Source organism: uncultured Mucilaginibacter sp., from assembly GCF_903913935.1.
Taxonomy (GTDB): domain Bacteria; phylum Bacteroidota; class Bacteroidia; order Sphingobacteriales; family Sphingobacteriaceae; genus Mucilaginibacter.
Genome location: NZ_CAIWNH010000242.1, coordinates 1 through 5,449, shown reverse-complemented (window position 1 = coordinate 5,449; position 5,449 = coordinate 1). Strand labels below are relative to the sequence as shown.

The window sequence follows — 5,449 nt, the reverse complement described above, 5'->3', positions numbered from 1 at the left end:
TATTACCAAGTTTTTAAATGTAAAAAAGGAAGCATATGAATACTCCCTCAACAAGTTTTGCTCCGGCGCCAATGTATGAAAAAGAGCTGAAGCGGGACAAGCTGAAGCGAAAGATCAATTCTTTTATCCTGCGTAAAATTGCGGGTACACCGTTACAGTTCAGGCTGTACCGCTCCTACTGGCATTACAAATTAAACAGTAACAAAAAAGAAGTAAATGCAGAATTTAAAAGCACACATTTTTTAACTCAGAAACCAAATTATGGGGCAGGTATAGGCCATCAGCTGGCAAACTGGAATTCGGGTTTGTATTTTTCGGGCTTGTTTAAAGTAAGGTTTGCGCACTTCCCATTTTCGACTGCTAAATGGGAAAACTTTCTTGGCTTTGGCGAGGATGAGCTTTTGGCAACGCCCTTTTTTAAAGATAAACGATTTAAAGTGGTGCGCCTGCCCAGGTTCAACTCTATTAAAAAAGACGAAATACAATTGATCGGCGATATTATAAATTCATACGACCGGCCTTTTATATTATTCCTCATGGAGATTGATCAGGGCTATGTAAACCAATTTGATACTTATAAATTGCTGTCGGAGAAATTTTTCAAAGCAAAGGCCCGAAAAAATGACAAACCGATCTTTTCTCCCGAAAAATTTAATATCGCGATCCATATCAGGCGCCGGATGAAAATTGAAACGGAGGAAGTTTGGAAAGAGCGCGGACTTAACAATGATTATTATGCTACTATTTTGCGTAAGGTACTTGCCATGCTTAAAAACGATAAAATTGCGGAGGTTTATCTATTCTCGCAGGGTAATACTGATGACTTTCCCGAATTTAAAGAGTTTGATAATATCCATTATTGCATGGATATGGGGCCGGAAGATTCGGTTTTGCATATGATAAACGCCGATCTGCTCATCAGCAGCAAAAGCTCATTTTCATATAAGCCGGCATTAATATCAAAGCATATACAAATATGTCCGGCATCCTTTTGGCATGGCTATCCTTCATCATCAAATTATATTTTGGCCGATAACACAGGCGATTTCAAAAAGGTCCAACTTTCGGAACAGCTATATTCTTCTGAAAAATTAAAGGGTATATATAATTCCAAACCACAATAAAACAATTTGTATAAATGAAGAAGGCAACTATAATCGGTTCGGGAATCTCAGGGTTAAGTATAGCAAATATGTTATCCGGCCGGTTTGCAGTTAAAATTTTAGAAAGATCAGACAAAACAGGCGGGTTGATAAAATGTGAGCGGATAGATGGCAATCTTTTTCACAGGGTTGGCGGCCACGTTTTTAACAGTAAAAACCAATTAGTGCTGGATTGGTTTTGGAAGCATTTTAATAGGGACAACGAATTCCTACTGGCAAAACGGAATGCCAAAATATTGCTTGCAGGCAAATTGATCGGGTATCCCCTGGAAAACTACCTTTATCAACTGCCCGAAGAGCAGTTAAGGCCAATCATTGACGAACTTTTAACATTAATAGCCACCGGCAAAAAGGAAACCGGTAGCTACAGTAATTTTAAAGACTTTCTGGTGGGTAACTTTGGGGTAAACCTTTACAATCTATATTTTGGACCTTACAACTCCAAAATCTGGAATACCGATATCAGCAAAGTGCCGCTTGAATGGCTGGACGGCAAATTGCCGATGCCGCAAATACGCGAAGTGATTGTGAGTAATATCATAAAGCGTGAAGAGTCATCAATGGTACATGCTGCATTTTATTATCCCAAAAGAGATGGCTCCCAGTTTATTATTGACAGGCTGGCAAAACAGCAAAATATCAGTTTATCATACCATGTTTCTGATATTAAATTTCAAAATGGCCAGTTAGCATTAAATAATGGGGACGTCGTCACCGATGTTTTGGTTTATTGCGGCGATGTACGCCAGCTGTCATCAATTATTAACATTGATAATGACACGTTGAACGAGGCGCTGAAAAATGTAAGGGATTTGCTTTCAAACGGAACATCGAATGTTTTGTGCGAGACGGATGATAATGATCTCTCGTGGTTATACCTTCCTGAGGATAAATTTAAAGCGCACCGGATCATTTATACCGGAAATTTTAGCGAGACAAATAACGAAGGCAGTAAAAGAAAGACGTGTGTGGTCGAATTTTCGGGCAAGCAGGAAAAGCCGACAATGATTGAAGAGTTGGCCCTGCTTCCTGGAAACCTCTCCCCCCTTGCCTTTAATTATGAGCCTGACTCGTACATCATCCAGCAAAACGGTACACGCGACAAAATAGCCAAGCTGAAAGAGTTGCTGGCCAGGTATAATATTTACCTGCTGGGCAGGTTTGGCGAATGGGAATATTATAATATGGATAAATGTATTGAAGCAGCAATGGAATTAAATGAAAAATTAAGTTAACCAGATTAAAGTAAAATCAAACCAATGAAATCCATCGCTGTAAATCAAACGCAAAAAGAAAAAGGAAGCCGGTTGGCCGAATTGGATGCCTTAAGGGGGCTTGCTGTTTTAACAGTGATGCTTTACCACTATACATACGCTTACGATTTTCATTTTAATCTTTTTTCTGATCATAAATTTTATTTAAGCCATGGTAACCTGGCTGTTCATTTGTTCTTCATCATCAGCGGCTTTGTGATATTTATGACCCTTGAGCGAAGCAAAAACAAGTTTGATTTTATTGTTTCCCGGTTTTCACGATTATACCCCGCTTACTGGACGGCGATATTCCTAACTGCATTTATAATAACTATTTTACCGGTACCTACGCTGGGCCATTATACACCAAAAGAGATCCTGTACAATATAACCATGTTCCAGGGGTTTACTAAAGTCAGGTTGATCGACCAGGTTTACTGGACGTTAAAAATGGAACTTACGTTCTATATTCTTATGTATGGCCTTTACCTGGGCAGGTTGCTGCGGAAGATCGAGATCATATGTATAGCGTGGCTTACTTTATCGCTTATATCATCGTTTTTCAGCATTCCTTTAAAAAAATATATTGATGTGCTGTTTATACTGGAATATGCGCCATTATTTTTTGCCGGTATTAACTTTTATAGAATAAAAACAAATGGCGCAAGCATTTTAAACAATGTAATTATTGGTATAAGCTTCGTAGTTGAGTGTAAGTGGCTATTAACGCACCCCGATGAAAATTACGGCTCGTTAGTAATCCTGGCGGGCATATATGCCTTGTTTTATTTGTTTACCTACGAAAAACTTTCGTGGCTTAACAACAAGGTATTGCTATTTTTGGGTACAATTTCATATTCATTATACCTGCTGCATAATGTTATTGGGTACACCATAATTTATCGGTTACGCCAGTTTTCAGATCTGCAGTTGTTTTATGTAACCGTGCCGCTTATATTTTCAATACTGCTCGCCACATTTTTGACTTACGCTATTGAAAAACCTGCGTTGAAATACATTAGGGATGCATACAAAAAATGGAAAGCACGAAAAGTTGTTTATGAAACGAAGACATTGGTCAAGGAGCCATTAAGTAACGGTTAATCAGCTAATTGATAATGGAAAACATTCTTAATATCCCCATCAGATCCTTAAAAGGACTATACAGCAAGATTGATGCTGAAAGCTCAAATTTTGGCCGTAACTGGAAATTGTTCCCGGTAAAGGATTATGCTAATGAGTTGATAAAAAACGGCCTGTTGGCCGATGCCCCTTTTATGGTGGCAAGGCTAGGGTCAACAGAGCTGGCCTGCATGGTTAACTATTTAGGCGTAAAGGAGCAAAGCAAATACAAATCGGTTAAAGGCTATGTAACCGGCAAAAGCCCCGCATGGTGGTGGAGCAAATCCATTATGCAGCAAATGCAGGATTGGTCGGGCTTTTTCCCGGTTGATGTTGGAAATATAGAACGGTTTTGCGAAATGATGATCGGCATTTTGCCAAATGTTGATGTTTTGGGTTCGTGGTTAAAAGAGGAAAAGTTTTTCAACGAGGAGCTTTTAGGTTCAAAAAAAGTAGTGCTTGAAGACCTTGAACCATTTTTCACCCCCAATCCATGGACGTGGGCTTTAGAAGGAAAAAAGGTGCTGGTTGTACACCCGTTTGACGAAGCGATAAAAAATCAGTTTGAAGTACGTGAATATTTGTTCGGGAACAAACTACTGCCTGATTTTGAATTGACAACCATACCCGCGGTACAAAGCCTGGCACGCGAAAAGACGCCCTATGACAGTTGGTTTGATGCCCTGGATTCCATGAAGGAAAAGATAGCAGCAACCGACTTCGACGTTTGCATCCTGGGGTGTGGCGCCTATGGTTTTCCATTGGCCTCATTTGTGAAGGATATGGGCAAAAAAGCAATTCATTTAGGTGGAGTGACCCAGTTGCTTTTCGGGATTAAGGGAAAGCGGTGGGAAAACTATATAGTATACCCGTATACAAATTTATATAACGAATACTGGATACGGCCCGGAGATAAAAACCGGCCTAAAAAAGCAGCAATTGTTGAAAGTGCCTGTTATTGGTAGGCAGATTGAAAATTGAAAGATAAAAATGAATTGGATAAGGTTTTCTTTAAAGATGATTCTGCTGCCTGTAAATAATTATTTAAGGGTAACATTTTCGTTGATCAGACTTAAGTATAAAAACCCAACACTAAAATTAGTGGGGAGGGTTAGTGTTTCAAAAAGCTCCCGATTTGGCAGGAATAATTACCTGGCACTTAACTGCACGGTGATCAATACTACCATGGGTGATTTTTCATACGTTGGCGCCAATTCATTTATTCAAAATGTTGCCATTGGTAAGTTTACCTGTATAGGGCCAAATGTTTATATAGGGTTGGGTAACCATCCTACGGCTGAGTTCTTTTCGATCCATCCTATTTTTTATTCAAAACTGGCACAAGCCGGCGGTATCACGTTTGCTGATAATCAATATTTCAATGAATATTCAGATTCGGAAATAGGCAATGATGTTTGGATTGGCGCAGGGGTGATCATCCGGGGAGGCGTAAAGATCGGCAACGGGGCTGTGGTTGCTTCCGGGGCTGTGGTTACAAAGGATGTACCTCCTTATGCTATTGTAGGCGGAATCCCTGCAAAAATTATAAAATACCGGTTTGCTCAAGATGAGATTGGGAAACTCGCTAACCTTAAATGGTGGGATAAGGACGATGAATGGTTTAAACGCAATTTTAAAAAAATGCATTCAATAAAAAATATTGATTATTTAACAGGAAATGTACGATGACTATTTTTTCTTTTTTATACAGATCGTTTAAAACGGTTTTTGAATATATATACAGGGTATTTTCTGCGTTGGTTACTGCTATAAAATTGAATGGCAACCAGGTAAAATATGGGAAAGGATTAGTTAGCCGGGGCATTCCCCAAATTGAGGTCTACCGTAACGGGAAAATGTCGATCGGAATAAATTTCAGGATGAACAATGGCAACAGGTACAACAAGATCG

The 5,449-nt window shown here is 39.3% G+C and carries 6 protein-coding genes; all 6 read left to right on the top strand.

Going from position 1 to position 5,449, the window contains the following annotated elements; genetic code table 11:
- Positions 1 to 35 precede the first annotated feature (35 nt).
- Positions 36 to 1,124: a hypothetical protein gene (locus QZY09_RS09275; protein WP_295671487.1), complete on the top strand. Its 1,089-nt coding sequence runs from the start codon at positions 36 to 38 to the stop codon at positions 1,122 to 1,124.
- 14 nt (positions 1,125 to 1,138) lie between these two features.
- Entirely contained in the window at positions 1,139 to 2,398 is a 1,260-nt protein-coding gene (locus QZY09_RS09270) for an NAD(P)-binding protein (protein ID WP_295671484.1), read from the top strand.
- Between the two features lie 24 nt (positions 2,399 to 2,422).
- Complete coding sequence (locus QZY09_RS09265) at positions 2,423 to 3,520, top strand: acyltransferase (protein ID WP_295671481.1); 1,098 nt, start codon at positions 2,423 to 2,425, stop codon at positions 3,518 to 3,520.
- Positions 3,521 to 3,534: 14 nt separating this feature from the next.
- Positions 3,535 to 4,503 (top strand): hypothetical protein, encoded by a 969-nt coding sequence (locus tag QZY09_RS09260; protein WP_295671478.1) that lies wholly within the window; start codon positions 3,535 to 3,537, stop codon positions 4,501 to 4,503.
- A 25-nt stretch (positions 4,504 to 4,528) separates the two neighbouring features.
- A complete protein-coding gene (locus QZY09_RS09255) occupies positions 4,529 to 5,227 on the top strand; it encodes a CatB-related O-acetyltransferase (RefSeq protein WP_295671475.1) in 699 nt (232 codons plus the stop codon).
- The coding region (locus QZY09_RS09250) for a hypothetical protein (protein WP_295671472.1) at positions 5,224 to 5,449 on the top strand (226 nt) is incomplete at its 3' end. The genes QZY09_RS09255 and QZY09_RS09250, both read left to right, overlap by 4 nt.

What these genes read in the sequence shown, in the direction of transcription:
- QZY09_RS09260 (WP_295671478.1), top strand. Translation starts at nt 3,535, where the DNA reads ATGGAAAACATTCTTAATATCCCCATCAGATCCTTAAAAGGACTATAC.
- QZY09_RS09255 (WP_295671475.1), top strand. Translation starts at nt 4,529, where the DNA reads ATGAATTGGATAAGGTTTTCTTTAAAGATGATTCTGCTGCCTGTAAAT.
- QZY09_RS09270 (WP_295671484.1), top strand. Translation starts at nt 1,139, where the DNA reads ATGAAGAAGGCAACTATAATCGGTTCGGGAATCTCAGGGTTAAGTATA.
- QZY09_RS09275 (WP_295671487.1), top strand. Translation starts at nt 36, where the DNA reads ATGAATACTCCCTCAACAAGTTTTGCTCCGGCGCCAATGTATGAAAAA.
- QZY09_RS09265 (WP_295671481.1), top strand. Translation starts at nt 2,423, where the DNA reads ATGAAATCCATCGCTGTAAATCAAACGCAAAAAGAAAAAGGAAGCCGG.